The sequence below is a fragment of the Micromonospora noduli genome (genome assembly GCF_003264365.1).
Classification (GTDB): Bacteria; Actinomycetota; Actinomycetes; order Mycobacteriales; family Micromonosporaceae; genus Micromonospora; species Micromonospora noduli.
In genome coordinates this window covers 1-26,569 of sequence record NZ_PYAK01000007.1, presented here as the reverse complement: position 1 = coordinate 26,569, position 26,569 = coordinate 1, and the positions used below count along the sequence as shown (strand labels likewise).

Below are 26,569 nucleotides of genomic sequence, written 5' to 3'. Positions count from 1 at the left end.
CCTACCGCCCCAATCATTCCACCGATCGTTCCGCTACCAATGCCCACAGGCGGAAGCCGTACGGCGAGCCGCATTGGATCACCGGACGTGGCTACACCAGTTCCTCACGCACAGGGGGTTGGACCAGTGCTGGGGGGCGCGGGAAGTGGCCTAACAAACAACCCCACCACAGTAAATACAGGAAGCGCAGCCCCACCGGCCTCGGCCGCACACCCAGGACTTGGATCCCTGCCGCCCAACACGCCGACCTCGCCCGGCCTCATAACGCCACCTAGTTCTGGCGGACCTCCGCCTGCCGGCAGCCTCAATCGGCCTCAATCCCTGTCTCCGACACCGCCAGCACGCTCAAGTCCTTCAAGCGGAGTTATCGGCGGCATGCCCAGCGGGGGCGTTGCTCCGCTAGGGCCAAACACGGCTCAGCCCCGCAAGGTCAACCCAATTGGCGGTGTGATTGGGGGCGGCGGTGCCGGCACCGGACCCACCGGAGGCGCTGGGTCTCGCCCAGGCAGCGGTCGAACATTCACCTCCTCCCACGGCGGTCCTACTCCGATTGGCGGTGCGCCTTCGCTAGGCGGCAACTCAGGAATTGGACTGCCGCCTGGGCTCCAGCGCCAGCAGCCACAATCCGACGTGGACTCTAGCCGTCGCTGGGATCCGGACAATCCATGGGAGACAGACCAAGGCGTGAACCCAATCGTCCGTCCTGGAAACGAGCAAGGCCCAATCGACCCTGGACCGGCCATCGGCTTCAATCGTTGAAGATGGGACTCAGGGGACCACTCACGGCAGCTTGCGCGCTACTAGCGATGGCACCGCCAGTAGTAGCGCCTGCACCCACAAGCCCCGCTGCTTTAATTCGGCGAGAGCAATGGCACCTTGACTATCTAAAGATACCTAAGGCTCAAGGCATAAGTCGCGGCAATGGGGTCGTAGTCGCCGTTCCAGACACGGGGGTAGACCCCCATCCCGACCTACGCAATAACCTGCTTCCAGGAACAGATGTCATTCCTGGCGGAAACGGTGACGGCAGGAGGGATTTGGACAGTCATGGTACATCCATGGCCGGACTCATTGCGGCTCACGGTCAAGGCGCAGGCTCTGGGGCTCTAGGCATAGCGCCAGAATCGAAGATTTTACCAATCTTCGATTCCCCGCCGAACGGGGATGGCCAGCCCGACGATTTGGCGCAGGGCATCGATTACGCGATCGCAAACGGTGCCGACGTAATTAGCATTTCGTCTGTAGGCGGCAGCAGCTCCCGGCTACGTGAAGCGATCCGGGGAGCCCTCGCCGCAGATATCGTCATCGTGGCCGGTGTCGGCAATCTCCCCCGAGATCAAATCGTCGGATATCCGGCCAGCGAACAGGGTGTTATCGCGGTCGGGGGTGTCGATCGCGCTGGACAACATGCCGCCATCTCGGTCACCGGACCGAATATCGATGTGGTCGCTCCTGCGGTTGACATCTATAGCACCAGCTACGGCGGGAAATACTCGAAGGGGACTGGTACATCGAGCGCGACGGCGATCGTCGCGGGCGCGGCTGCCTTGATCAGGTCCAAGTACCCATACCTGCCGGCCCGGGAGGTGGCGCACCGGCTCACGGCCACCGCCGTCGACAAGGGACCTCCTGGGCGCGACGACGAGTACGGCTACGGAGTGATCGATCTTGTGGCGGCGCTGACGGCAGACGTACCGCCGCTCGGGTTTGAATCGGTGAGCGCTCCGGCCGGTGCTGGCCCGACCACGACGGCTGGCGCTCAGTCAGGTGACGAAAGCGATAGCGCGACTGCGCGCGGCCTGGCCACTCTCGGGGTGCTCGTGGCTGCCGGGGTTGGGTGGGCCGTGATGGCGCGACGACGCCGGCGTGGTGATGATCCGCCGCCCAGAATCAGTCGCTGATCGATCAACGAAGCCGTGATCCACTCGACTTTCAGGAAATCGCGGTGTCCGGGGCGACGGGATAGCGCGTCTTTCTGAAAGTCGAGTGGATCAAGGGCGCCCGACCGCAGGGGCCCGACCGCAAGAACGCCCGACCGCAAGGACGCCCGACCGCAAGGACGCCCGGCCGGCGGTCGGGCGGTGGGTGCTGGGCGGGGTGTCGGTCTTGGTGAGAGCTGGGCGGTAACGTCGGGCTGGTGTCTGAGACTTTGCCGCTCCGCCTCGTGCTCGCTTCGGCGAGCCCTGCCCGTCGTAAGTTGCTCCAGGCTGCCGGCGTCGAGCCGGAGGTGCTGGTCAGCGGGGTGGACGAGTCCCTGGTGGTGACCGAGCGGGCCGAGGAGTTGTGCCTGGAGTTGGCTCGCCTGAAGGCGCAGGCGGTGTTGACCCGGCTGAACCCGACCGCCGATCAGCGGACGTTGGTGATTGGCTGCGACTCGGTGCTCGCCTTCGACGGGGAGATCCTCGGCAAGCCGGCGGATGCGGCTGATGCGACTCGGCGGTGGCTGCGGATGCGGGGACGCAGCGGCGTTCTGCACAGCGGGCACTGCCTGGTCGACGTTACTGCGGGTCGGCGGGCGGAGGCGGTCGCGTCGACCACGGTCCACTTCGCCGACATCAGTGACGACGAGATCGCCGCGTACGTGGCCACGGGTGAGCCGCTGGCGGTGGCTGGCGCGTTCACGATCGACGGGCTGGGTGGGCCGTTCGTGGAACGGATCGAGGGTGACCCGGGGACGGTGGTCGGGCTGTCGATGCCGCTGCTGCGCCAGCTCCTCGCCGAGCTGGATCTGCGGATCACCGACCTGTGGACGACTGTCGCGCCGGGCGGCCAAACGGTCGAGCCGCTCGGTAACGTCCGGTCATGACCACCAAGTCGATCCCGCTCACCAACGAGCTGCACGCCTATCTGGTCGCACACGGCTCCCCGCCGGACGAGATCATCCGTGACCTGGCCGAGGAGACCCGGGCGGTGCTGCCCGAGCACGCCACCATGCAGGTGGCTCCGGAGCAGGCCGCGTTCCTGACATTCCTCACCCGGCTGCTCGACGTGCGGCAGGCCGTCGAGGTCGGCACGTTCACCGGGCTCTCGTCGCTGGCGATCGCCCGCGGGTTGCCCGAGGGTGGGCGACTGACCTGCTTCGACATCTCCGAGGAGTTCACCGGAATCGCCCGGCGCTACTGGGCGCGGGCCGGCGTGCAGGATCTGATCGACCTGCGCATCGGCCCGGCTGCGGACGGGCTGCGGGAGTTGCCGCACGAGCGGCACCTGGACTTCGCGTTCATCGACGCGGACAAGACCGGCTACCCGATCTACTGGGCGGAGTTGGTGCCCCGGATGCGTCCGGGTGGAGTGATCGCCGTCGACAACGTGTTGCGTGGCGGGCGGGTCATCGCCCCGCAGGACGCCGGCGACCGGGCCATCGCCGCGTTCAACGACGAGGTCCTCGCGGACGTACGGGTGGACCCGGTGATGCTGCCGATCGCGGACGGCCTCACCCTCGCGCGCGTCCGCTGACCGCCGACAATCGCTGACCGTCGGCAACGCCGAACACGGATATTGGGGTGTCCCCACCAGGGGACACCCCAATATCAAGGAACGGCGAAGGCGGCGTCAGCGGACGCTGCGGGCGAACTGGCGGGCGGCCCAGTAGACGCCCAGCGCGGCGAGGACCGCGGTGATGCTGAGGCCCTGCCAGACCTTGTCGCTGCCCAGGTCACCGGCGAACAGCGCCCGGGTGCCGTCGACCGCCCAGGAGAACGGGTTCCAGTTGGCGATGCCCTGCAACCAGCCGGGTGCGAAGGTCAGCGGAAGCAGGATGCCGGAGAGCAGCAGCACCGGCTGCGCCACGGTGTTCATCAGCGGGGCCAGCGCGTCCTCGCTCTTGACCTTGAGGGCGACGCCGTAGGAGACGGCCGAGGTCATGAGGGCGATAAGGGCGAGCATCAGGTACGCCAGCAGCAGGTCCCCGATGAACACCCGCAGGTCGAAGATGAGCGCCAGGAGCGTGATGATGACCGCCTGCACCATGAGCGAGACCACGTCGCGCAGCGAGCGGCCGAGCAGCAGGGCGAGCCGGCTGATCGGGGTGACCCGGGAGCGTTCGATGACGCCGGCTCGCAGCTCGGCGATCAGGCCGAAGCCCTGGAACAGGCCACCGAAGATGGCCAGCAGCACCAGCAGACCCGGTACGAAGATCTTGTACGCGGCCGCCTGGGTCGGCGCGTTCAGTGCGGGCTTGAGCAGCGGGGCGAAGAGCAGCAGGTACATGACCGGCTGGAACACGCCGACGAAGACCCAGACCGGATTGCGTAGCAGGAGTTGGGTCTGGCGCTGGAAGATCAGCCACGTGTCACGGGCGAATTTCATGAGAGTCGTCTCCGGTGGTCAGGACTCGCGCAGCGAGCGGCCGGTCTTGGTGAGGAAGACGTCGTCCAGGCTGGGTCGGTGCAGCTCGATCGAGCGCAGCTCCAGCCCGGCGTGGTCGAGTCGGCGCAGCACCTGCGGAATGGCGGTGGCGCCCTCGTCGACGTAGAGGCGCAGGCCGCCCTCGTCGATCGTCTCCAGCTTGTTGACGTACGGCTCGCCGTCCAGCGTCTGGGCGGCCTGCGGGGTGGCGGCCAGGTCGAGACCGACCAGCACCACGTCGCCGGAGATCTCCCGCTTGAGCTCGGTTGGCGTGCCCTCGGCCACCACCTCGCCGTTGTCCATGATCGCGATCCGGTCGCAGAGCGCGTCGGCCTCGTCCAGGTAGTGCGTGGTGATGAAGACGGTCATTCCGTCGGCGCGAAGCCGGCGAATCTCGTCCCACATGTGGGCGCGGCTCTGCGGGTCGAGGCCGGTGGTCGGCTCGTCCAGGAAAACGATCTTCGGCTCGTGGATGATGCCGAGGGCGATCTCCACCCGGCGACGCTGGCCGCCGGAGTAGGTCTTGCACTTGCGGTCGGCGTACTCGGTGAGCTGGAAGGCGTCCAGTGCGCGGGCGGCGCGCCGCTGCGCGTCGGCCTTGCTGATGCCGTACATCCGGGCGTGCAGCACCAGCTCTTCGCGGGCGGTGGACTCGTCCCAGGTGCTGCCGCCCTGCGGGACGTACCCGATGCGGCGGCGCACCTCGGCCGGGTCCTTGCGCAGGTCGGCGCCCGCGATGGTGGCCTCGCCGCCGTCCGGCTCGATCAGCGTGGCGAGCATCCGCAGCGTGGTGGTCTTGCCGGCGCCGTTCGGGCCGAGGAAGCCGAAGATCTCGCCCTTGGCAACGTCAAGGTCGACGCCCCGCACGGCGTCCACCGTCTTCGTCTCTCGACCCGCGCGGGAGCGGAACGACTTCCGCAGCCCCCTGGTCTCGATCATTTCTGCTCCTGGTCGTTCGGGCCGGTCGGGCCGGCCGTCGGGTGGGACGGCGCCGGACGGCGCACTCCCCCGCTGTGCCGCCAGCAGGCTAACGCGATATAGCTTTTTTAGTCAACGTTGATTATTCCGCGTCGGTGTCGAGCGGTTCCACGCCGTCCCGCCACCCCGACCAACCCTGCGCTTCATCCAGCTCAGCAGGCAGGTACGACACTCCGGAATCGATCCGCTCGGCGATCCGCTCGCACCAGGTCATCTCCGCCTCCGCCCGCGCCGACCACAGCTCGAACATCCAGCCGACGTGCGCCGGCTTGCGGTTGCGCACCCAGTCCGACTCCAGCGAGGCGCGCATGGACTCGACGCCGGCGCGCAGCAGGTTGGCCCGGTTACGCAGGGCGGCGGCCGCCTCGGCGCGCGGCATGGCCGGCAGGAAGGAGAAGGCCGCCACGAACGGGTCGGCGGGCTCGGTGATGGTCCACCAGGAGTTGCGCAGCAGCGTCTCGAACTCGTCCTCCCCCTTGACCGTCACCTCGTACGTGGTCCGCGCCGGACGGGCGCCCACCTGCTCGGTCGCGACGGCGCGGAGCAGCCCTTCCTCGGTGAGTTTGCGCAGGGCGTGATAGATCGATCCGGGCTGTATGTTCGCCCACTTGTCGGCGCTCCAGCTCAGCAGCTCACGGCGCACGTCGTAGCCGTGCACGGGCTGCATCCACCGCACCAGACCGAGAATCATCATCCGAGTCGAAGACACCCGACAAGCGTAATAGCCAAGTTTGACTAAACCGTGGCGGGTGCAGTGCGGCATCCCACACTGAGCGATCGTTAGGGCCGCCGAGGGCGGCCGATACACTCCCCGTCAGTAACCTGCCCGGGAGGAGCCACGAAGGTGCGCAAGGTACTCATCGCCAACCGCGGCGAGATCGCCGTCCGGGTGATCCGCGCGTGCCGCGACGCCGGCCTGGGCAGCGTCGCCGTGTACGCGGACTCCGACCGCGACGCCCTGCACGCCACCCTCGCGGACGAGGCGTACGCACTCGGCGGGGACAGCGCGACCGAGACCTACCTGCGCATCGACAAGCTGCTCGATGTCGCCGCTCGGGCCGGTGCCGACGCCGTACACCCGGGTTATGGCTTCCTCAGTGAGAACGCCGACTTCGCCCAGGCCGTCATCGACGCCGGGCTGACCTGGATCGGCCCCACCCCGCAGGCGATCCGCGACCTGGGCGACAAGGTCACCGCCCGGCACATCGCCCAGCGGGCCGGCGCACCGCTGGTCCCCGGCACCCCGGACCCGGTGGCCAGCCCGGACGAGGTGATGGCGTTCGCCGTCGACCACGGCCTGCCGGTCGCCATCAAGGCCGCCTTCGGTGGCGGCGGGCGCGGCCTCAAGGTCGCCCGCACGATGGAGGAGATCCCCCAGCTTTTCGAGTCGGCAACCCGGGAGGCGGTCGCGGCGTTCGGTCGGGGCGAGTGCTTCGTCGAGCGGTACCTCGACCAGCCCCGGCACGTCGAGGCGCAGGTCCTCGCCGACCAGCACGGCAACGTGATCGTGGTGGGCACCCGGGACTGCTCGTTGCAGCGACGTCATCAGAAGCTCGTCGAGGAGGCGCCCGCGCCGTTCCTCACCGACGCCCAGCGCGCGCAGATCCACGAGAGCGCCAAGGCGATCTGCCGCGAGGCCGGCTACCACGGCGCCGGCACTGTGGAATACCTGGTCGGCGTCGACGGCACCATCTCCTTCCTGGAGGTCAACACGCGACTCCAGGTCGAGCACCCGGTCACCGAGGAGACCGCCGGCATCGACCTGGTCCGCGAGCAGTTCCGGATCGCCGACGGAGAGAAGCTGCGGATCACCGAGGACCCGACGCCGCGCGGGCACGCGATCGAGTTCCGGATCAACGGCGAGGACCCGGGCCGCAACTTCCTGCCCGCCCCCGGCACTGTCACCGCGCTGCGCCTGCCCAGCGGGCCGGGCGTGCGGGTCGACACCGGCATCTCGGCCGGCGACGTGATCGGCGGCAACTTCGACTCACTGCTCGCCAAGGTGATCATCACGGGTGAGACGCGGACCGAGGCGCTGGAGCGCGCCCGCCGCGCGCTGGACGAGATGGTCCTCGACGGGATGGCCACGGCGCTGCCGTTCCACCGGCTCGTCGTGCGGGACGAGGCGTTCACCGCCGAGCCGTTCACCGTGCACACCCGGTGGATCGAGACCGAGTTCCACAACACCGTGCCGCCGTTCACCGCCGCCGCCGCCGCCGGCGCCGCCGAGGCGCCGGCCGAGCGCGACACCGTCGTGGTCGAGGTGGGCGGCAAGCGCCTTGAGGTCAGCCTCCCCGCCGGCTTCGGCGGGAGTACGACCACCGCGGCACCCGCCGCCCGCAAGCCGACCCGGCGCGGCGGCGGTGCCAAGGCCGGTGCTCCGGTCGGCGGCGACGCGCTCACCTCGCCGATGCAGGGCACCATCGTCAAGATCGCGGTGGCGGACGGCGACACCGTGGCCGAGGGCGACCTGGTCGTGGTGCTGGAGGCGATGAAGATGGAGCAGCCGCTGCACGCTCACAAGGCGGGTACGGTCAGCGGTCTCAGCGCCGAGGTCGGCGCCGTGATCACCGCCGGTGCCCCCATCTGCACCATCGCCTGAGCCGGCTGGCGGCGGTCAGCGCAGGGCTTCGGCGGCGACCGCGCGGACGGTGGCGGTCAGGGCGTTCAGCACGTCGGACTCCAACCGCCAGTGCTGCCAGTACAGCGGAACGTCGAGGTGTCGGCCCGGCGCGAGGTCGACGCACCGACCGGCGGCCAGGTCGGCCTGAGCGATCTGTTCCGGCACCAGACTCCAGCCCAGCCCGAGCCGGATCGCCTCGCTGAAAGCCGGCACCGACGGCACGTAGTGCACCGGCGGGTCGAGCGGTCGACCGACCACCGCCCTGATGAACCGGTGTTGCACCCGGTCCTTCCGGTCGAAGACCACGAGCGGGGTGCTCGCCATCGCGGCGGCGGTGAATCCTCCGGCGAAGTGGGACGCCGCGAATTCCGGGGTGGCCAACGCGCGGTAGCGCATTGCCCCGAGTCGCAGCACGCGACAGCCCTGCACGGCCTCCCGCTGGGCGGTGACCGCCGCCGTCACCGAACCGTCGCGGAGCAGCTCGGCGGTGTGGTCCTGATCGTCCTGCCGCAGGTCGAACGAGAGCCCGGCCCGCTGCGGCAACCGGGCCAGCGCGGCGGGAAACCAGGTGGCCAGCGAGTCCGCGTTGACCACCACCGCGACCCGGATCCGGCCACCACCGGCCAGCGGGCCGCGGGCATCGGCCAGCGCTTCCCGTTCGAGCAGCGCGAGCTGGCCGGCCAGGCGCAGCAGCGGACGGCCGGCATCGGTTGCCACGCACGGACGGGCCCGGCGGACCAGCACCTGGCCGACGGTCTCCTCCAGCGCCTTGATCCGTTGGCTCACCGCCGACGGCGTGACGTGCAGCAGCCGGGCCGCCGCGTCGAAGCTGCCCTCCGCCACCACCGCCGCGAGCGTCCGTAGCTGTGCCGAGTCGAGACCATGCATCAGCAGAGCTTAAGTTGCGTCAGAATCTTTAGTTGGACTGGTGGCTGTCGACGGTCCTAGCGTCGACTCCGTGCTCACCTCCGCCGTCGCCGGCTTCTCAATCTCCATCGCGCTCATCGTCGCCATCGGCGCCCAGAACGCCTTCGTCCTGCGCCAGGGCCTGCGACGGGAGCACGTCGTACCCGTTGTGCTCACCTGCGCCGCGTCGGACGCACTGCTGATCATGGCGGGAGTGGCAGGGGTCGGTTCGCTGGTGACCGGCCGACCGGGCCTGCTGATGGCGATCCGCTGGGGCGGTGGGGCCTTCCTGCTCTGCTACGCGGGGCTCGCCGCCCGCCGCGCCCTGCATCCCGGCGCCCTGCTGCCCACCGAGCGGCCGCCGGCCACGTTGGGGGTGACCCTGCTCGCCTGCGTCGCCTTCACCTACCTGAACCCACACGTCTACCTGGACACCGTGCTGCTCCTGGGCAGCGTGGCCCAACAACACCCACATCGGTGGGTCTTCGGCGCCGGCGCCGCCCTGGCCAGTGTGGTCTGGTTCACCGCGCTCGGCGTCGGCGCGCAACGCCTCGCACCGCTGCTCGCCCGCGCCGTCGCCTGGCGGATGCTGGACGCGGTCATCGCCGTCGTGATGGCAGTGCTCGCCGTGGCACTCCTGCTGGGCTGACCGGTTCGTACCCGGCCGCGCTCTCCGTGGCACTTCCACCGGGCTGCCGGCACATCCGGCGAGCACCGACGGCGCCACCGGGACCAGGACCAACGACGATGCGAGTGTTTTCCGCGACCACCGACGGTGGAACTGGCCGCGAGCGGGAATGATTGCCTGGTGCAGTTCCTTCACGGCGCGGCTCCCGCGCACGACCTGACCTATACCGACGTCTTCATGGCGCCGGCCCGCTCCGATCTGGGATCCCGGCTCGACGTCGACCTCTCCACCGGCGACGGCACCGGCACCACCATTCCGTTGGTGGTGTCGAACATGACCGCGGTCGCCGGACGGCGGATGGCGGAGACGGTCGCCCGCCGGGGTGCCATCACGGTGATCCCGCAGGACATTCCGATCGAGGTGGTGGCGGATGTCGTCGCCTGGGTCAAGCAGCGCCACCTGGTCTACGACACGCCGATCACGCTGGGCCCGACCGAGACCGTGGGCGATGCCATCCACCTGCTGCCCAAGCGCTCGCACGGTGCGGTGATCGTGGTCGACGACGCCGGCCGGCCGATGGGTGTGGTCACCGAGGCGGACACCACGGGCGTGGACCGCTTCGCGCAGCTGCGTCACGTGATGTCCACCGAACTGCACACCGTCCCGGCGGACGCGGATCCTCGTACCGGTTTCGATCTGCTCTCGGCGGGCCGTCGCCGACTCGCCCCGGTGGTGGACGCCGAGGGTCGGCTGGTCGGGGTGCTGACCCGACAGGGCGCGTTGCGCGCCACCCTCTACACACCGGCCGTGGACGACCGGGGTCGGCTTCGGATCGCGGCGGCCGTCGGGATCAACGGGGACGTGACCGGCAAGGCCGCGGCGCTGCTGGAGGCGGGGGTGGACACGTTGGTCGTGGACACCGCGCACGGCCACCAGGCACGGATGATCTCCGCCCTTCAGGCGGTCCGGAAGCTGGACCCGGGGGTGCCGGTGGCGGCCGGCAACGTGGTCACCGCCGAGGGCGTACGCGACCTGGTGGAGGCGGGGGCGGACATCATCAAGGTCGGCGTCGGCCCGGGGGCGATGTGTACCACCCGGATGATGACCGGTGTGGGTCGACCGCAGTTCTCCGCAGTGCTCGACTGTGCGGCCGCCGCCCGCCAACTGGGCCGGCACGTGTGGGCCGACGGCGGGGTGCGGCACCCCCGGGACGTGGCGCTGGCCCTCGCCGCCGGCGCGTCGAACGTGATGATCGGCTCCTGGTTCGCCGGCACCTACGAGTCCCCCGGTGACCTCTACACCGATGCGGACGGCCGGCGGTACAAGGAGAGCTTCGGGATGGCCTCGGCTCGGGCGGTCAGTGCCCGAACCGCCGACGACAGCCCGTACGACCGGGCCCGCAAGGCGGTGTTCGAGGAGGGCATCTCCTCGGCCCGGATGCACCTGGACCCGGCCCGCCCCGGCGTCGAGGACCTGATCGACGAGATCATCGCGGGGGTACGCAGCGCCTTCACCTACGCGGGCGCACGGGACCTGACCCAGTTCCACGAGCGGGCCATCGTCGGCGTGCAGAGCGCCGCCGGCTTCACCGAAGGAATGCCCCTCCCCACCAGCTGGTAACCCCAGCCCCGGCCCCCGGCCCCCGGCCCCCGGCCCCCGACAAAGTTGATCATGAGGTTATCGCGTCCCGCATCGGCGTGTCGTGGCGGTAACCTCATGATCAACCGAGGAGGGCCGGGGGCGGCGGGGGAACCTCGGTCCGAGGAGGGCCGGGGGGCGGCGGGGGAACCTCGGTCCGAGGAGGGCCGGGGGCGGCGGGGGAACCTCGGTCCGAGGAGGGCCGGGGGGCGGCGGGGGAACCTCGGTCCGAGGAGGGCCGGGGGCGGCGGGGGAACCTCGGTCCGAGGAGGGCCGGGGGGCGGCGGGGGAACCTCGGTCCGAGGAGGGCCGGGGTCGGCGGGGGAACCTCGGTGTCAGGTCGACAGCCGGCGCAGCACGGCGCGGGCTGCCTCGCGGGGGTTGTCGCCCACCCGGTCGGGCAGCGCGCCGGCCAACCAGAGGGTGGCGAAGCCGTGCGCGATCGACCAGGCCGCGAGCGAGTCCCGGTCGGTGTCGGCGGGCGCGCCGCCGCCGGACAGCGCCGCCACCCCGGAGCGGAGCGCGGCGCCGGCCCGACCCCGCGCCGCGATCAGCTCGGCGTCGTCGGCCCGGTAGAGCTCCGGCCGGAACATCACCTCGAAGTACGCCCGGTGTGTGACGGCGAAGTCGACGTACGCGACGCCGGCCTCCAACAGGTCGTCATCCGCCTCGGTCAACGCCTGGGCCAGCAGGTCGAAGCCCTGGGCGGCAAGCGCGGTGAGCAGGCCCGCCTTGTCGCCGAAGTGGTGTGCGGGCGCGGCGTGCGAGACACCGGCCCGGCGGGCCAGGTCGCGCAGGCTCAGCGCGGCGGGTCCGACCTCGCCGACGGCCTCCAGCGCTGCGGCGAGCAGGGCGCGGCGCAGGTCGCCGTGGTGGTAGGCGCGGGTGTCGGTCATACGCGAATCCTATCTTGCCATTGACAAGATGCACCCCTGACGCGCAATCTTGTCACTGGCAAGTTTCACGGAGGAGGATTCCGATGGCACCCCTGATCGCCTTGATCGTCGGCACCGCGCTGGCCCGGATCGCCGGCCTGGCGGGCATCTCCGCACTGGACGGCTGGCATCCCGCGCTGCGCGTCGGGCTGGCCGTGATGTTCACGCTCACCGCCGTCGCGCACTTCGTCGGCCAGCGCCGCGCCGACCTGATCGCGATGGTCCCGCCCCGGCTGCCCCGGCCGGACCTGCTGGTCACCGTGACCGGCGTGCTGGAACTGGCCGGCGCGGTCGGCCTCCTGGTGCCGGCGACAACCCGGGTCGCGGCGGCCGGCCTCGGCCTGCTCATGCTCGCCATGTTCCCGGCCAACGTCTCGGCCGCCCGCCGCGAACTGACCCTCGCCGGCCGCCCGGTCACCCCGCTCGCACAGCGGACCGCCCTACAGATCGTGTTCGTGGCCACCGCTGCGGCAATTTCGTTTGGCCCCTGACTATCAGGGGGCTAACCTACCGTTCGTGGAACTCGTGACCCTCCAGGACGTGCCGCTCGGCCGGCTGCTGGTGGTGGCCGGGCACCTGGTCGGGCAGCGGTGGAACCGCTACCTCGCCGAGGAGCACGGTCTCACCCAGGCCGGCATGATCACCCTGATGACGCTCGCCCGACACGGCGAGTTGCCGCACCGGGCGGTCGCCGAGAAGGGGTTCGTCCGGCCGGCGACCCTGACCGGCATCGTCGACACGCTCGAGCGCGACGGTCTGGTCGAGCGCCAGCGCGACGACAACGACCGACGCAGCATCCGACTCGCCATCACCCCCGCCGGGCGGGAACGGGTGGCCGCGCTCGGCGCGCTCATGCACTCCGGACGGCCCCTCACCTCGGTCGACGCCGACCCGGTGAAGGCCCAGGTGATCCGGGAGTTCCTGCTTGAGGTCATCGGCAGCGGAGACGACCCGCGGATGACCGGACGCCCAACCGAAACGAAGGACCCGGCGTGCTGATCCGACTCCTGCGCGGCCAACTGCGCACCTATCAGAGACCGTTGCTGGCGGTCGTGCTGCTCCAGTTCGTGGGCACCATGGCCTCGCTCTACCTGCCCAGCCTCAACGCGGACATCATCGACCAGGGTGTGGCCCGGGGCGACACCGACTACATCGTGCGCACCGGCGGCTGGATGCTGCTGGTCAGCCTGATCCAGATCGTCTGCTCGATCGCGGCGGTCTACCTGGGCGCCCGGGTCGCGATGGGCTTCGGCCGCGACGTACGCGCCGAACTGTTCGGGCACGTCAACCGCTTCTCCGCCCGCGAGGTGGCCCGGTTCGGGGCACCGTCGCTGATCACCCGCAACACCAACGACGTGCAGCAGGTGCAGATGCTCGTGCTGATGAGCTGCACGATGCTCGTCGCCGCACCGATCATGAGCGTCGGTGGCGTGTTCATGGCGTTGCGTGAGGACGTCGGGCTCTCCTGGCTGATGCTGGTCAGCGTGCCGGTTCTGGCCATCGCGCTCGGCGCGATCATCCGTCGGATGGTGCCGGGCTTCCGGCTGATGCAGACCCGCATCGACACTGTCAACCGGGTGCTGCGGGAGCAGATCACCGGCATCCGGGTGGTCCGTGCGTTCGTTCGAGAGCCGTACGAGACGGACCGCTTCGGCGTCGCGAACGCCGACCTGACCGCGACCGCGCTGCGTACCGGTCGGTTGCTGGCGTTGATCTTCCCGGTGGTCATGCTGGTGCTGAACGTCTCCAGCGTGGCGGTGCTCTGGTTCGGTGCGCAGCGGGTGGACGCCGGCGCGATCCAGGTCGGCGCGCTCACCGCGTTCCTGCAGTACCTGATGCAGATCCTGATGGCGGTCATGATGGCCACCTTCATGCTGATGATGGTGCCGAGGGCAGCGGTCTGCGCCGAGCGGATCGTCGAGGTGCTGGACACCGACTCCTCGGTGATCCCGGCCGCCGCGCCGGTCACCGAACTGCCCACCCGAGCAGAGTTGGAGCTGCGCAGGGTGCGCTTCCAGTACCCGGGCGCGGTGGAGCCGGTGCTGCGCGGCATCTCCTTCCGGGCGACCCCGGGCACCACCACGGCGATCATCGGCAGCACCGGCGCGGGCAAGACGACGCTGCTGTCGCTGATCCCCCGCCTGGTCGACGTCACCGACGGCGCGGTGCTGGTCGACGGGGTGGACGTACGGGAGTTGGCTCCGGACGAGCTGTGGCGACGCATCGGCCTGGTGCCGCAGCGGCCGTACCTGTTCACCGGGACGGTGGCCAGCAACCTGCGCTACGGCAACCCGGACGCCACCGACGAGGAGCTGTGGACGGCTCTGGAGATCGCCCAGGCCCGGGACTTCGTGGCCCAGATGCCCGGCGGGCTGGACGCCCCGATCGCGCAGGGCGGCACCACCGTCTCCGGTGGGCAGCGGCAGCGCCTGGCCATCGCCAGGGCCCTGGTGCGGCAACCGGAGATCTACCTCTTCGACGACTCGTTCTCCGCGCTCGACCTGGGCACCGACGCGCGGCTGCGAGCGGCCCTGCGGCCGGTCACCGCGCAGGCGGCGGTGGTGATCGTGGCCCAGCGGGTTTCCACGATCATCGACGCCGATCAGATCATCGTCCTGGAAAACGGAGGGGTCGTCGGAGTGGGACGACATGCCGAGTTGTTGGAAACCTGCCCGACGTACGCCGAGATTGTGGCCTCGCAGCAGACCACGGAGGTGGCGGCATGAGCGAGCGTGACGAGCCGCGCACCGCGGCCGTACCCAGTCAGAAGCCGGCCGGCGACGGACGGACGCCGGATGAGACCGCGCAGCAAGCCGGCGGGGAAACCGCGCCGGAGACCAGCAGTGGCGCGCCGACGCCGAAGCGGCTGCCGCCCGGCCGTCAGGGCGGCGGCCCGGGATGGATGAGCGCCGGAATGCCCGCCGAGAAGTCGATGAACTTCGGGCCGTCGGCCCGACGGCTGCTCGGCCGGCTGCGCTCGCACCGGCTGCACCTGGCCGCGATCATCACGTTGGCAGTGGTGAGCGTCGGGTTCAGCGTGGCCGGGCCGAAGATCCTCGGCCACGCCACCGACCTGATCTTCACTGGGGTGATCGGTCGGCAACTGCCCGCCGGCACCACCGCCGAGCAGGCCGTCGCGGCGGCCCGGGCCAGCGGCAACGACAGCTTCGCCGACATGCTGGCCCGGATGGACGTGGTGCCCGGGGTGGGCATCGACTTCAGCGCCCTGAGCCGGGTGCTGCTGCTGGCGCTCGGGCTCTACCTCGCGGCGAGCCTGCTGTCCTGGTGGCAGGGTTGGCTGCTCAACGGGGTGGTCCAGCGCACCGTGCTGCGGCTGCGCGCCGAGGTGGAGGAGAAGCTCAACCGGCTACCGCTGCCCTACTTCGACCGGCAGCCGCGCGGTGAGTTGCTCAGCCGGGTCACCAACGACATCGACAACATCTCCACCAGCCTCCAGCAGACCCTCAGCCAGCTGCTCACCTCGCTGCTGACTGTCGTCGGCGTGCTGGCCGTGATGTTCTGGATCTCGCCGGTGCTGGCCCTGGTGGCCCTGGTCGCGGTGCCGTTGTCGGTGCTGGTCACCCAGCGCATCGCCAAGCGCTCGCAGAAGCAGTTCATCGCCCAGTGGACGCACACCGGCGAGCTGAACGGCCAGATCGAGGAGGCGTACACCGGTCATGAGCTGGTGAAGGTCTTCGGCCGGCAGCGTGAGGTCGAGGCCGCGTTCCACGCGAAGAACGAGGAGCTGTTCCGGGCCAGCTTCGGGGCACAGTTCATCTCCGGAATCATCATGCCGTCGATGATGTTCATCGGGAACCTGAGCTACGTGGCGATCGCCGTGGTCGGCGGGCTGCGGGTCGCCTCCGGCACGATGAGCCTCGGTGACGTGCAGGCCTTCATCCAGTACTCCCGCCAGTTCACCCAACCGCTCACCCAACTCGCCTCGATGGCCAACCTGCTCCAGTCCGGGGTGGCCTCGGCCGAGCGGGTCTTCGCGGTGCTCGACGCGGACGAACAGACCCCCGACCCGGTCGCGCCGGCCCGGGTCACCGACCCGCACGGTCGGGTCGAGTTCGAGCACGTCTCGTTCCGCTACGAGCCGGACAAGCCGCTGATCGACGACCTGTCGCTGGTCGCCGAGCCCGGGCACACAGTGGCCATCGTCGGCCCGACCGGTGCCGGCAAGACCACCCTGGTCAACCTGGTGATGCGGTTCTACGAGCTGGACGCCGGCCGGATCACGCTCGACGAGGTGGACATCACCACGATGCGCCGCGACGACCTGCGCGGCCGGATCGGCATGGTGCTCCAGGACACCTGGCTGTTCGGCGGCACCATCCGGGACAACATCGCCTACGGGCGGCCCGACGCGACCGAGGAGGAGATCCTCGCCGCCGCCCGGGCCACCTTCGTGGACCGGTTCGTACGCAGCCTGCCCGACGGCTACGACACCGTCATCGACGAGGAGGGCAGCAACGTCAGCGCCGGCGAGAAACAGCTCATCACCATCGCGCGGGCGTTCCTCGCCGAGCCGTCACTGCTGATCCTCGACGAGGCCACCAGTTCGGTGGACACCCGCACCGAGGTGCTGCTGCAACGGGCGATGGCCGCGCTGCGCTCGGACCGGACCAGCTTCGTGATCGCACACCGGCTCTCCACCATCCGCGACGCCGACCTGATCCTGATGATGGAGGACGGTCGGATCGTCGAGCAGGGCACCCACGAGCAGTTGCTCGCCGCCCAGGGCGCGTACCACCGGCTCTACCGCTCACAGTTCACCGGCGCGGTGGTCGACGAGGAACCGGCCGCCCAACCGGCGTCGGTCTGAGGTCGGGCGGCCGTGCGCGCGAGACGATCGGTGGGCGTGTCAGTCCGACGGCAGCAGGTCGGTCGCGCGGGCGGCGACCTGCCCGCCGATCAGGGCGAGAGCCGCGTCGGCGGGCATCGGGGCCAGGGCGCGGCCGCCGCGCAGGCGCAGCGCGAGGTGCCCGTCGGCCACCTCCCGGGCACCCAACACCCCGAGGTACGGGACGCGGCGGCGGGCCGCGTCCCGTACCCGGGCACCCAGCGAGCCGGCGGCGTCGACCTCGACCCGCAGGCCGCTGTCGCCCGCCCGTCGGGCCAGGTCGGCCGCCGCGTCGGCCTGACCGTCGTCGACCGGCAGCAGCACCAACTGGACGGGGGCGTACCAGGCCGGGAACGCCCCCTCATGTACCTCGATGAGGTACGCGAACAGCCGCTCCATGCTGCCGACCAGGCTGCGGTGCACCATCACCGGCCGACGCCGGCTGCCGTCCGAGTCGGTGTACGACAGGTCGAACCGTTCCGGCTTGTCGAAGTCCAGTTGGATGGTGGAGATGGTCGACTCCCGACCGGCGGCGTCGACGATCTGAATGTCGATCTTCGGACCGTAGAAGGCAGCCTCCCCCGGCGCCTCGACGTACTCCACCCCGGCCAGCGCCTCCCGGAGCAACTCCTCGGCGCGGGCCCACTGGGCGTCGTCTCCGACGTACTTCTCGCCCGGCCCGCGAAGCGACAGCCGGAACCCGGCCGGCCGGACACCGAGCGCGGCGTGCGCGGCACGGATCAGCCCGAGGATCTCGACGACCTCTGCGCCGACCTGCTCGGGGGCGCAGAAGGTGTGCGCGTCGTTGAGCGAGATGGCGCGGACCCGGGACAGCCCACCGAGCACACCGGAGCGCTCCGAGCGGTACATCCCGCCCAGCTCCGCGATCCGCAACGGCAACTCCCGGTAGGAACGGCCCCGCGCCCGGAACACCAACGCGTGGTGCGGGCAGAGCGCCGGCCGGAGCACGAACTCGTCGTCGGCGCTCAGCCGCATCGGCGGGAACATGTCGTCGGCGAAGTAGCCGAGATGGCCGGAAAGTTCGAAGAGTTCCCGCTTGCCCAGCGGCGGCGAGTAGACGTGCTGGTGGCCGGAGCGACGCTCCAACTCCCGGACGTACTCCTCGACGGCGTGCCGGGCGGCGGCGCCGGCCGGCAGCCAGATCGGCAGGCCGGCACCGGCCAGCGGGTCGGAGACGAAGAGGTCCAGCTCGCGGCCGAGCCTACGGTGGTCGATCATGTCGGGCTCCTGGATCGGGTACGACCCGGAGGCGACCTGAGCTCCGAACGGCGCGCTGCCCTCGGGGGCGGATCGCCCCGGGGCCTGGTCGACGGTGGTGACGTCAGAGCGGCGCGCCGGGGACACCCGGCGTCGTGGTCATCACTACCGCGCTGCGCATACGGCGACCGTACCCGCGCGACGTTCGGGGATGCACCCGCATTTGCGGCGGAGGGGTGGGCCGCCGGCGCGGGACCCGCCGGCGGCCCTGGCGGCCGAATCGTCAGGAACGGGGGACCCGACGGGCGTGGCCGCGCCGACAACGGTACGCCGACGAACGGCGTTCTGCCGCCCGCCCCGAACGGGTGGAACAGCCTCCGAACCCGTTACTCGGCAACGATCGGCCTCGTTGTAGCTGGGTGGCCCAGTCGTGTCGACGGTCACGACGGGCCGGGGCCGTCCACCGTGACGCCGGACACGACGTCAGGCTCAAGACACCCAATCGGCCGCATCCGGCGAGGTGGCAGGCGTGCCCGAACTTCTGACTGACGTCGCGTCGCCGACGTGGGCGTACCTGGTGCTGCTCGCGCTGCTGATCGCGGACGCCTTCGTGCCGGTGATTCCCACCCAGATCGTCATGATCACTAGTGGTGCGCTCACCGTCTACGGCGGGCTCAGCCTGCCGGTCACCATCGCCGTCGGCGCGCTCGGCGTATTCGCCGGCGACCTGGCCTGCTATCTGCTCGGGCGCAGCGCACCGGATCGGCGGCAACCCCGGCACGCCGAGCTGAGCCGCGCCCGCCGGGTGGCCAGCCGGGTCACCCAGGGGCTGCGACAACCCGGGCCGCTGGTCATCCTGCTCTGCCGGTTCGTGCCCGGCGGTCGGATGGCGGCCTGCTTCTCGGCCGGGCGCAGTCGCTACCCGTACCGCCTGTTCGTGCTCTACGAGGCCGTCGCCGCGCTGGGTTGGGCCACCTACGGCGCGCTGGTCGGGCACCTGGGCGGCACCGCACTGACCGAGTCGGCCTGGCGGCTGGCCATCATCGCCACCGCCGCGGCGGCCGGCTTCGCCGCGGCCGGATGGGCGATGACAGTGGTCAGCGCCCGTCACGCCCGAGCCGCCGCCGCAGTCGCCGCTGTCGACGTCCCAATCGATTGAGTGTCGTTGGATCTGCGGGTATAAGCTGCACTTATATTGGCAGCATGTGGGACGTCAAACTTCATCCTGAGGTCGAGGATTGGTTCCTCGACCTCTGCAAGACGGATCCCGCCAGCGCCGACCTCATCAGCGAGGCCATCGACCTCCTCGCCGAACACGGGCCGGCGCTCGGGCGTCCCCTGGTTGACCGCCTCAAAGGCAGCCTCTTCCACCACATGAAGGAGTTGCGGCCTGGGTCGACCGGCTCCACGGAGGTCCGCATGATCTTCGCTTTTGATCCCGTTCGAGAAGCTGTTTTTCTGGTCGCTGGCGACAAGTCGGGTCAGTGGCAGACTTGGTACAAGACGGCGGTCCCGTTGGCGGACGACCGGTTTCAGGAGCACCTCTCCAGGCTGAGGGAAACACAGAGATGACCGATGGAGCTGACTGGCAGGACGTCAAGGCGAAGGCCCGCGCGCTCGATCCATCCTGGGCAGATCCGGACCGGATCTCCCGGCGCGCTCAGCACCGTGAGCAGATGCTGGCAGCGGTCAGTGGGGCGCAGCTGGCAGAGATCCGCAAGCACCTGGGTATGACTCAGGTGCAACTGGCCGAGGCGGCAGGGCTGACGCAGGCGAGGATCAGCCAGATCGAGAATGGCGAGCACACCAGCCTGGAATCACTCCGCGCCTACGTCACCGGCCTGGGTGGTCATCTCGACGTCGTCGCCCGCATTGGGAACATCCAGCTGAACGTCGCCTGACCTGGCGAAGGTCTTCGCAACCATCGGAAGTTCACGGATGCACGGAAGCACGTGACGGCCACATGCCGGAAGGCCTCTAGGGGTGGTCCCGGGGGTCGATTTCGGTGGCTGTCCCGGATTCGGCTGGGGTGTCTGCGGCGACAGGCTGAGGCATGCCTGTTACCCGGAGTACCGGCCTGCTGGCCCTGGGCGGGATCGCCCTGGCGGCGCTGCTCACCGTGATCGGCCACCTCGAAGTCAACGACGACCTCAACCCGTGGGCGTTGACCATCAGCGACTTCGCGGTCTCCGACCGCGGCGGGGTCATCGACATCGCCATGGTGGTGCTCGCGCTCGCCACCGTGGCGTTGCTGTACGGACTGCGCCGCGCCAGCCCACCCCGACCCCGCTCCGGTCGAACGGCCGAGCTGCTGCTCGGCGCATGGGTGGGTGGGCTGCTGCTGGCCGCCGTGGTACCGACGAACGAGCCGGGCACCGCCATGACCACCGCCGCCTACCTGCACCGGTACGCGTCGGTGATCGCCTTCCTGGCCTTGCCGGCGGCCGGTTGGCTGCTCGCCCGCCGCCCCGACCTGACGCCGGCCGCACAGACGCTACGCACCCTGGTCCTGCTGAGCCTGGCCCTGGCGGCGGCGATGATCTGGTCCGCCTATCCCGGCGACCGGATGCTCATCGGCCTGGCCGAACGCCTCCTCATCCTCACCGAGGTGGCCGTCCTGGCCACCGTGGCGCTGCTCCAGGCCCGGCAGGTCACTCCAGCTCGTGCAGCATGAGCTGGCGGGCCGCCTCGGTGATGGAGCCGGACAGCGACGGGTAGATGGTGATGGTCTGGGCCAGCTCGTTGACGGTGAGGTTGTTCTCCACCGCCATGGTGATGGGCAGGATCAGCTCGCTGGCCTTCGGAGCGACCACCACACCGCCGATCACCTGGCCGCTCGCGGGACGGCAGAACAGCTTCACGAAACCGTCGGAGAGGTCGTCCATCTTGGCCCGGGCGTTGCCGGACAGCGGCAGCATCACCTGCCGGGCCGGCACCTTGCCCGCGTCCACCTCGTCCTGCGAGACACCCACGGTGGCCAGCTCCGGGTCGGTGAAGACGTTCGCCGCGACGGTACGCAGCCGCAGCGGGCGGACCGCCTCGCCGAGCGCGTGCCACATGGCGATCCGGCCCTGCATGGCGGCGACGCTGGCCAGCAGCAGCACGCCGGTGCAGTCGCCGGCGGCGTAGATGCCGGGCACGTTGGTCCGGGAGGCGCGGTCGACAGTCAGGTAGCCGCCCCGGCCCAGCTCCACCCCGTACTCGGTCAGACCCAGGTTGGCGGTGTTCGGGATCGAACCGACGGTGATCAGCGCGTGGGAGCCGGTCACCTTGCGGCCGTCGGAGAGCTCCACCTCGACGCCGTCGGCGGTACGCCGGACCGCGTCGGCCCGGGAGTTGTTGAGGATCTCCATGCCCCGGTTGCGGAACACCCGCTCGATGGCGGAGGCGGCGTCGGCGTCCTCGTGCGGCATCACCCGGTCCCGACTGGAGACCAGTGTCACCTCGACCCCCATCGCCAGGTACGCGCTGGCGAACTCCGCGCCGGTCACACCGGACCCGACCACGATCAGGTGCTCGGGCAGCTCCGGCAGGTCGTACACCTGGCGCCAGGTCAGGATGCGCTCACCGTCCGGTACGGCGGTGGGCAGCTGGCGGGGCGTCGAGCCGGTGGCCACCAGCACGGTGGACGCGTCGATCGAGTACTCCTCGCCGCCGTCGGCGGGGGTGACGACGACCCGGTGGGTGTGCCCGAGGGAGTCCTCGCCGAGCCGGGCGGTGCCGGCCACGAAGGTGACCCCCGCCTTCAGCAGCTTGGCGTGGATGTCCGCGGACTGCGCCAGGGCCAGCCGCTTGACCCGCCCGTGCACCGCCCGCGCGTCGACGGTGACCGCCTCAAGGCCGTCCGAGTGCACCCCGAACTCCTCGGTGTCGCGGTAGCCGGTGACCACCCCCGAGCTGGCGATGAAGGTCTTCGACGGTACGCAGTCGGAGAGCACGCAGGCACCGCCCGCACCGTCGGCCTCCACCACTGTGACATCGGCGTCCAGCTGGGCGGCGACCAGTGCCGCCTCGTACCCGGCCGGCCCCCCGCCGATGATCACGATCCGGCTCACAGCTTTCGCCCTTCGTCCATGCTCACAGTGACTTTCTTCTCCCGAGCGCATTCGACACGCACTGTCGTATTCTCCCCCACCCGTCGGCCGGGCTATCGTCATCGCCGTGCGTCATCACGCCGCCTACGGCTCAAATCTCGATCCCGCCCGGATGCGCGCCTACTGTCCGCATTCGCCGATGGTGGGTACCGGCTGGCTGGAGGGCTGGCGGCTGACCTTCGCCGGGGCGGACGTGATCGGCTGGGAGGGTGCGGTGAGCACCCTTGTCGAGTCTCCCGGTGACCGGGTCTTCGTGGCGCTCTACGACATCCACCCCTACGACGCTGGCCAACTCGACGAGATCGAGGGGGTGACCGCCGGCACGTACCGCAAGCTGCACGTGCGGGTCTCCACCCTCGACGGCGACGTGACCGCGTGGATCTACGTCTTCAACGGGTACGAGGGTGGTCTGCCGACCTCGTGGTATCTGTCGGAGATCGCGAACGCCGCCGAGAAGGCGGGCGCCCCGGACGACTACGTCACCGAGCTGCGGGCCCGCCCCACCGGCACCGCCTCGGCGTAGCAGCGCGTATCGCACCCCTCCAGTGTGCTACCGCTGTCGACCGGAGCGCCGGGCGGGCCGGACCGGGGTCGTCAATCACACACCGGCCGCCGGAACGGAAAGTTCGTACATGTCGGTCCACTGGGTCTCCCGCAGGCCCACGGACCGGTACAGCGACAGTGGGGCGGTCGGGTTGGTGAGGTCGACCCCGAGGCCGACCGCCCGCCGCCCCTTCTCGGCGTAGCGGGCGAAGGCGCGGCGCAGCAACGCCGCCCCCACTCCCCTGCGCCGGTACCCGGACAGCACCGACAGACTCTTCACCCAGCCCGACTGCTGGTCGAGCGCCTGGTCCGAGGACTGCAACGCGCCGACCGGCACCCCGTCCACCTCGGCGACGAACCACTCGTCCCAGGCGGTCAGGTCGCCGATCCGGGCCCGCCACCGCTCGTACGACAGCGGCTCGTGGTCCGGGGTGTCGCCGAAGGCGGCCTCGTAGATCCGGTGGAACTCCACCAGGTCGGCCTCGTCGTCCGGGCGGACCGGTCGCACAGTCACGTCCGATGGACCGGCCGGCTCGTCGGGCAGGTCGTCCAACGGCCGGCTCATCCGCACGTACCGCTTGACGAGGGCGAACCCGAGCCCGCGCAGGGCGTGTTCCCAGTCACGTTCCGGGGCGAAGACCGCGCAGCGGACGGTGAGCGACGGCAGCCCCCGCTCGGCAGCGCGCTCGGCGACCCGGTCCAGTTGGCGGAGCAGCAACGGCGCGCGGACGGCGGCGGCCCGTACCGGATCGACGTAGACCTCCACGAACTCCCGGCCCACAGCGGTCGGGTTGTCCACCGTCGCCCAGCCGACCACTGTGTCGTCCGGGTCGATGGCCAGCCAGGAGTCCCGGGTCGGGTCGAAGTGGGGGGCGGTCAGCGACGCCGCGACGTCCTCGGCGTCGAAGTCGGGATGGCCGATGGCGAAGGTGTCGGCGGCGTGCACCACCGCGAGGATCGCCGGCACGTCGTCGAGGGTGGGTCGGCGCGTCGTCCAACCAGCGGGAAGGGTCACGGCAGGACATCCTGGCAGCCACTCGGTTGCGGCGCCGCCCATTTTTCGGCCGACGGGAGGCTCAGCCGAGGTCGGCCCGGGTGCGGTGCAGCAACTCCACCAACTCCGCGCCGTCGGCGGGCCCGAGGGCCGTGAACGCCGGCGCGGCCAGCCGGTTGGTCACCGCCTCCGCCCAGAGCCGGCGGCGCACCAGCGGCCCGATCGGCGGGTACGGCGGCGGCCAACCACAGGCCACCGCCCCGGCCTCGCCCTCCGGCCCGGCCAGCACGGCCTCCAGCGGGGTCATCCCGGCGGCGCGTACCGCCAGCAGGTAGGCGCCGGTGAAGTGTTCCCGGAGCAGCCGCAGCCCGGCGGCGCTGCGAGCCCCGGGCGAGAGATCCGGAAGGGGCATGGCCCGCCACGCGGCGAAGAGCGGCATCCCGCTGGCCTCCGCCGCCACCACCGCCCGCTCGACGAGCGCCGACAGGCGCTCGGTGCCGGGCAGGGGGCCGAGCTGCTGCGCACCCCACCGGCAGCATTCGGCGAGGCTCGCGGCGGCCACCTCGAACGGCGGAACGACCCGGGCGGCGGCGTCCCAACCGTCGGCGACCGCGTCCGGGGCGATGAACCCGAGGGCGGCGGCGGCCGTCTCGGCCCGCACACCGCCGAGCGCGCCGGCCCGGCCGCTGATGTAGAAGGCCCAGCCGGAGATGCCGAGCAGTCGGGCCCGGCGCAACGTGGTCGGGTCCCGGCTGAAGGCGTCGCCCAGGTCGAGCACGACGGGCTTGCTGGCGGCCGCGACCTGCTCCGGAGTCACAGCGCCGCCCCGCTCGGGCAACCCGCCCCGGCGACCACGACCACGCCCCGGCCCGGGGCCACTCGCCGTGTACGGCCCGCACACTCGTCGTCGTCCATCGATGGTCAGTCTGCCGCGCCACCGCCCGCGTCCGCATCCCCCTCTTCGGCCGCCAGTGCCTCGACCGCCGCCTCGACCTCGCCGGCGCGCCGCCGGGCCACGGTGACCGCCCGCTCGGCGGCACGCCGGGCGAGCTTGGCCCGGCTGAGGTCCTGCTCGGCGACCGCGCGCCGCCGCTCCAGCTCGGCCAGCTCGGCCTCAAGGCGATCGAGTACGGCCGCACCGTCGCGCTCCTGCCCGGTCGCCTCGGTCAGCTCGGTCTCGGCCCGCTCCTGGTCGGCCTGGGCCTTCGCCAACTCCCGGTCCAGGGCGCGGCGCTGCCGGGCCCGCTCGGCTCGGGCCGCCCGCTGTGCGGCCCGTTCGGCCTGCTCGGCACGCTCGGCCGCCCGGTCCGTACGGGGTGCCGCCTCGGGACGGCCGCGTTGGGGGCCGGGTCGGCGGGCCGGGCGCTCCTCCTCGCGCTCCTCGTCATCGTCGGTGACCAGCCGCAGTTGCGGCCGGGGCACCTCACCGAAGCCGGCGTAGCTGGCCGCCCGCAGCAGGCGGCCCGCCCGCACCTGCTCGGCGACCTCGGCGTCGGAGAACGCCGCGTTCAGCGTCGCCTCCACCTCGGCCAGGGGCAGCCGGCTCGCCGGTGGCGCGTCCGGCTCGGCCGCGGCGAGCTTGCGAACCTCGGCGACCAGTGCGCCGACCACCGCCCGGCGCTGCGCGGACAGCTCCCGCAGTCGGGGCCCGCGCAACTCCCGCTGGGCGACTCGCAGGGCGTCGGCGAGCTGGACCAGATCGGCGACCAGCTCCGGGCGTCGGATGGCGAGCAGGTTCACCAACCAGGCGGCCACCGTCGGGCGACGCAGCCGGGCCAGTTGCCGGGCGGTGGTCGGGTCACCGGCACGGCGGGCCTCGGCCACGGCGGCGTCCCGGGCGGCCACGAACCGGTCCGGTGGGGTGCGGTAGAGCTGCTGCACCAGCTCCGCGGAGAGGCCGGGCATCGGGTCAGACGTCCACCCGGCTACCGGGCTCCAGTCGCTGGTATTCGGTGCCGGACAGCGCTGTGTACTGCCGGTCGAGCACGCCCAGCCCGTTGTCGTTGAGCAACGCGTCGTGCAGGGCGTACGCGCGCCGCGGTGCGACAGCGCGGATGAAGTCGACCACCTCGGAGAACTTCGACCAGGGCGCGTGGATCGGCGCGAAGAGCGTGTCGACGGGTGTCTCGTCGGGCACCACCAGCGAGTCTCCCGGGTGGTAGACCACGTCGTTGATCAGGTAACCGAGGTTGTCGACCACCGGGATGTCGGGGTGGATCACGGCGTGCCGCCCGCCGTACGCGCGCACCGCGACCCCGGCGGCGGTGAACGACTCACCGACACTGACCGGGCGCAGCACGTCGGCCGCGTCACCCAGGGTCTCGCCGAGCGAGGCGGGCCCGTGGATCGGGAACGGCTGTCGGTCGAGTTGGAGGCGCACCGCTGCCAGATCGAGGTGGTCGGGGTGTTCGTGGGTGATCAGCACCGCGTCCGCACCGTCCAGCGCCGCCGCGGCGTCGCTGAACACACCGGGGTCGACGACGAGCACTCCCCCGTCGTGTTCCACCCGGAGGCAGGAGTGGGCGTACTTGGTGAGCCGCATCGTGACTCCTCGATTATCGAATCGTGACGTCCTCAGCGCAGTCTGCCGGAACCAGCCGGTGTGTGCGTCGCGTCCGAGCTATCGCCACACCGGTTGACGACGATGGGAGCGGGGATGGACGGACAGGTGGGACGACGCCGCGGTGCGCTGTTGGCGGCGACGACACTGGCGGCGGCCCTGGCGCTGACGGGGTGCGGCGCCGGCGACAGCGGGGCGCAGGACAGCGCGGGCACGGCGGCCGAGGCGCCAGCCGCCAACGGCGGCGAGGCGGGCCGGG

At 70.9% G+C, this 26,569-nt stretch carries 26 protein-coding genes; 15 read left to right on the top strand and 11 right to left on the bottom strand.

Annotation, left to right across the window (positions count from 1 at the left end; translation table 11 throughout):
• The first annotated feature begins 761 nt into the window (after positions 1 to 761).
• The 3 genes from GUI43_RS07765 to GUI43_RS07755 all read left to right on the top strand — a co-directional run bounded on the left by GUI43_RS07765 (position 762) and on the right by GUI43_RS07755 (position 3,456).
• Positions 762 to 1,901 (top strand): S8 family serine peptidase, encoded by a 1,140-nt coding sequence (locus tag GUI43_RS07765; RefSeq protein WP_112698457.1) that lies wholly within the window; start codon positions 762 to 764, stop codon positions 1,899 to 1,901.
• Between the two features lie 236 nt (positions 1,902 to 2,137).
• Complete coding sequence (locus tag GUI43_RS07760; protein ID WP_112581895.1) at positions 2,138 to 2,806, top strand: Maf family protein; 669 nt, start codon at positions 2,138 to 2,140, stop codon at positions 2,804 to 2,806.
• Complete coding sequence (locus GUI43_RS07755; protein WP_112698456.1) at positions 2,803 to 3,456, top strand: O-methyltransferase; 654 nt, start codon at positions 2,803 to 2,805, stop codon at positions 3,454 to 3,456. Before GUI43_RS07760 ends, GUI43_RS07755 begins: the two co-directional genes overlap by 4 nt.
• 96 nt (positions 3,457 to 3,552) lie before the next feature.
• Here the strand turns inward: GUI43_RS07755 and GUI43_RS07750 are convergent, their stop codons facing one another.
• The 3 genes from GUI43_RS07750 to GUI43_RS07740 form a co-directional block, all read right to left on the bottom strand.
• Entirely contained in the window at positions 3,553 to 4,308 is a 756-nt protein-coding gene (locus GUI43_RS07750) for an ABC transporter permease (protein WP_091394415.1), read from the bottom strand.
• Between the two features lie 18 nt (positions 4,309 to 4,326).
• On the bottom strand, positions 4,327 to 5,286 hold the full coding sequence (locus GUI43_RS07745; RefSeq protein ID WP_112581893.1) for an ATP-binding cassette domain-containing protein: 960 nt from the start codon (positions 5,284 to 5,286) through the stop codon (positions 4,327 to 4,329).
• Between the two features lie 121 nt (positions 5,287 to 5,407).
• Positions 5,408 to 6,019: a PadR family transcriptional regulator gene (locus tag GUI43_RS07740; RefSeq protein ID WP_112581892.1), complete on the bottom strand. Its 612-nt coding sequence runs from the start codon at positions 6,017 to 6,019 to the stop codon at positions 5,408 to 5,410.
• A gap of 150 nt (positions 6,020 to 6,169) precedes the next feature.
• On the opposite strand from GUI43_RS07740, the gene GUI43_RS07735 reads away from it, so the two are divergent.
• Positions 6,170 to 7,927: an acetyl/propionyl/methylcrotonyl-CoA carboxylase subunit alpha gene (locus GUI43_RS07735; RefSeq protein ID WP_112698455.1), complete on the top strand. Its 1,758-nt coding sequence runs from the start codon at positions 6,170 to 6,172 to the stop codon at positions 7,925 to 7,927.
• 15 nt (positions 7,928 to 7,942) lie between these two features.
• Here the strand turns inward: GUI43_RS07735 and GUI43_RS07730 are convergent, their stop codons facing one another.
• Complete coding sequence (locus GUI43_RS07730; RefSeq protein WP_112698454.1) at positions 7,943 to 8,836, bottom strand: LysR family transcriptional regulator ArgP; 894 nt, start codon at positions 8,834 to 8,836, stop codon at positions 7,943 to 7,945.
• A gap of 70 nt (positions 8,837 to 8,906) precedes the next feature.
• Between GUI43_RS07730 and GUI43_RS07725 the strand changes: the two genes are divergently transcribed.
• Positions 8,907 to 9,503 (top strand): LysE/ArgO family amino acid transporter, encoded by a 597-nt coding sequence (locus GUI43_RS07725; protein WP_112698453.1) that lies wholly within the window; start codon positions 8,907 to 8,909, stop codon positions 9,501 to 9,503.
• A 159-nt stretch (positions 9,504 to 9,662) separates the two neighbouring features.
• The gene (locus tag GUI43_RS07720; RefSeq protein WP_112581885.1) at positions 9,663 to 11,102 is read left to right on the top strand and encodes a GuaB1 family IMP dehydrogenase-related protein; all 1,440 of its coding nucleotides are present in this window, start codon (positions 9,663 to 9,665) and stop codon (positions 11,100 to 11,102) included.
• A 353-nt stretch (positions 11,103 to 11,455) separates the two neighbouring features.
• Here GUI43_RS07720 and GUI43_RS07715 read toward each other — a convergent pair whose 3' ends face one another.
• Complete coding sequence (locus GUI43_RS07715) at positions 11,456 to 12,016, bottom strand: TetR/AcrR family transcriptional regulator (RefSeq protein WP_112698452.1); 561 nt, start codon at positions 12,014 to 12,016, stop codon at positions 11,456 to 11,458.
• An 83-nt stretch (positions 12,017 to 12,099) separates the two neighbouring features.
• Here GUI43_RS07715 and GUI43_RS07710 point away from each other — a divergent pair, with 83 nt between their 5' ends.
• Genes GUI43_RS07710 through GUI43_RS07695 form a run of 4 tightly spaced genes read left to right on the top strand, consistent with a single transcriptional unit; the run spans position 12,100 to position 16,883 of the window.
• Complete coding sequence (locus tag GUI43_RS07710; RefSeq protein WP_112698451.1) at positions 12,100 to 12,546, top strand: DoxX family protein; 447 nt, start codon at positions 12,100 to 12,102, stop codon at positions 12,544 to 12,546.
• Between the two features lie 25 nt (positions 12,547 to 12,571).
• The gene (locus GUI43_RS07705; protein ID WP_112588187.1) at positions 12,572 to 13,054 is read left to right on the top strand and encodes a MarR family winged helix-turn-helix transcriptional regulator; all 483 of its coding nucleotides are present in this window, start codon (positions 12,572 to 12,574) and stop codon (positions 13,052 to 13,054) included.
• Entirely contained in the window at positions 13,048 to 14,781 is a 1,734-nt protein-coding gene (locus GUI43_RS07700; protein ID WP_112698450.1) for an ABC transporter ATP-binding protein, read from the top strand. The genes GUI43_RS07705 and GUI43_RS07700 overlap by 7 nt, the downstream gene beginning before the upstream one ends.
• On the top strand, positions 14,778 to 16,883 hold the full coding sequence (locus tag GUI43_RS07695; RefSeq protein WP_428842204.1) for an ABC transporter ATP-binding protein: 2,106 nt from the start codon (positions 14,778 to 14,780) through the stop codon (positions 16,881 to 16,883). Before GUI43_RS07700 ends, GUI43_RS07695 begins: the two co-directional genes overlap by 4 nt.
• A 39-nt stretch (positions 16,884 to 16,922) precedes the next feature.
• Here GUI43_RS07695 and thrS read toward each other — a convergent pair whose 3' ends face one another.
• Positions 16,923 to 18,140 (bottom strand): threonine--tRNA ligase, encoded by a 1,218-nt coding sequence (gene thrS / locus GUI43_RS07690; RefSeq protein WP_112588243.1) that lies wholly within the window; start codon positions 18,138 to 18,140, stop codon positions 16,923 to 16,925.
• A 508-nt stretch (positions 18,141 to 18,648) separates the two neighbouring features.
• Between thrS and GUI43_RS07685 the strand changes: the two genes are divergently transcribed.
• The 4 genes from GUI43_RS07685 to GUI43_RS07670 all read left to right on the top strand — a co-directional run bounded on the left by GUI43_RS07685 (position 18,649) and on the right by GUI43_RS07670 (position 20,793).
• Positions 18,649 to 19,278: a DedA family protein gene (locus GUI43_RS07685; RefSeq protein ID WP_112601940.1), complete on the top strand. Its 630-nt coding sequence runs from the start codon at positions 18,649 to 18,651 to the stop codon at positions 19,276 to 19,278.
• Positions 19,279 to 19,322: 44 nt separating this feature from the next.
• Complete coding sequence (locus GUI43_RS07680) at positions 19,323 to 19,691, top strand: type II toxin-antitoxin system RelE/ParE family toxin (RefSeq protein WP_112588193.1); 369 nt, start codon at positions 19,323 to 19,325, stop codon at positions 19,689 to 19,691.
• Positions 19,688 to 20,020, top strand: a complete 333-nt coding sequence (locus tag GUI43_RS07675) for a helix-turn-helix domain-containing protein (RefSeq protein ID WP_112588195.1) — start codon at positions 19,688 to 19,690, stop codon at positions 20,018 to 20,020. The genes GUI43_RS07680 and GUI43_RS07675 overlap by 4 nt, the downstream gene beginning before the upstream one ends.
• 152 nt (positions 20,021 to 20,172) lie before the next feature.
• Positions 20,173 to 20,793, top strand: coding sequence for a DUF998 domain-containing protein (locus GUI43_RS07670; protein ID WP_112588197.1), 621 nt, complete (start codon positions 20,173 to 20,175; stop codon positions 20,791 to 20,793).
• Here the strand turns inward: GUI43_RS07670 and GUI43_RS07665 are convergent.
• Positions 20,771 to 22,174 (bottom strand): NAD(P)H-quinone dehydrogenase, encoded by a 1,404-nt coding sequence (locus GUI43_RS07665; RefSeq protein ID WP_112588199.1) that lies wholly within the window; start codon positions 22,172 to 22,174, stop codon positions 20,771 to 20,773. The genes GUI43_RS07670 and GUI43_RS07665 overlap by 23 nt on opposite strands.
• A gap of 106 nt (positions 22,175 to 22,280) precedes the next feature.
• Here GUI43_RS07665 and GUI43_RS07660 point away from each other — a divergent pair, with 106 nt between their 5' ends.
• Positions 22,281 to 22,736: a gamma-glutamylcyclotransferase family protein gene (locus tag GUI43_RS07660; protein WP_112588201.1), complete on the top strand. Its 456-nt coding sequence runs from the start codon at positions 22,281 to 22,283 to the stop codon at positions 22,734 to 22,736.
• Positions 22,737 to 22,811: 75 nt separating this feature from the next.
• Here GUI43_RS07660 and GUI43_RS07655 read toward each other — a convergent pair whose 3' ends face one another.
• The 4 genes from GUI43_RS07655 to GUI43_RS07640 all read right to left on the bottom strand — a co-directional run bounded on the left by GUI43_RS07655 (position 22,812) and on the right by GUI43_RS07640 (position 26,292).
• Positions 22,812 to 23,771, bottom strand: a complete 960-nt coding sequence (locus tag GUI43_RS07655; protein ID WP_112588203.1) for a GNAT family N-acetyltransferase — start codon at positions 23,769 to 23,771, stop codon at positions 22,812 to 22,814.
• A 61-nt stretch (positions 23,772 to 23,832) separates the two neighbouring features.
• Positions 23,833 to 24,567 (bottom strand): SCO6745 family protein, encoded by a 735-nt coding sequence (locus GUI43_RS07650; RefSeq protein WP_112588205.1) that lies wholly within the window; start codon positions 24,565 to 24,567, stop codon positions 23,833 to 23,835.
• 104 nt (positions 24,568 to 24,671) lie between these two features.
• Positions 24,672 to 25,655, bottom strand: coding sequence for a hypothetical protein (locus GUI43_RS07645; RefSeq protein ID WP_112588207.1), 984 nt, complete (start codon positions 25,653 to 25,655; stop codon positions 24,672 to 24,674).
• A gap of 4 nt (positions 25,656 to 25,659) precedes the next feature.
• On the bottom strand, positions 25,660 to 26,292 hold the full coding sequence (locus GUI43_RS07640; RefSeq protein WP_112601943.1) for an MBL fold metallo-hydrolase: 633 nt from the start codon (positions 26,290 to 26,292) through the stop codon (positions 25,660 to 25,662).
• Positions 26,293 to 26,569 lie beyond the last annotated feature (277 nt).